Source organism: Aerococcus sp. L_32 (assembly GCF_050689315.1).
This window is the reverse complement of record NZ_JBOEQF010001291.1, coordinates 1-512: the sequence shown is the minus strand read 5'-3', so window position 1 is coordinate 512 and position 512 is coordinate 1. Positions and strand designations below refer to the sequence as shown.

The 512-nt window shown below is 34.0% G+C and carries 1 pseudogene; it reads right to left on the bottom strand.

What is annotated here, in order from left to right:
* Nucleotides 1-174: 174 nt before the first annotated feature.
* A pseudogene (locus tag ACRCJ0_RS19385) lies at nucleotides 175-512 on the bottom strand (NADH-dependent oxidoreductase); the annotation flags it as partial.

Genomic DNA, 512 nt, shown 5'->3' with positions numbered 1-512 from the left:
AGCTAGAAACCCACTCAAAAATTTTGCTTATTTTAAAATAATAAAAAACATTTTTCTTATATAATGCCTTGATTAATATGTATTTACCCAACTTATAGCTGCACGTGATTATTTTCAAAAAGAACAATCATGTACAAAAAAGCGTTCATATGAACGCTTCTAAAATATTATTATTTATTTCCCTAACATATCGTAGTGACCTGTATGTAAGTGTCTTATCGTTTCACCACCTGGTAGTGGAGGTAAGCCTAATGAATCTTCTCTAGTAAATGCTTCTTTTAGTCCCTCTGTCCATGAGACATATGCCATGTTTTCTGGGCTAATTTCATGGAAAATTTCATGTCCACGTCCTTCTTGAATCTTAAGTCCAAATTGTGGATCTATTAGGGTCCCACGCCCAACTACAACAATATCAGTATAATTTTCCACCGCATCTTTAGCATTTTCTTCGTCAAAGACACCACCCACAGCGAATAATTTGGTTTCATCGTCTAAGACAGTTTTGAATAATT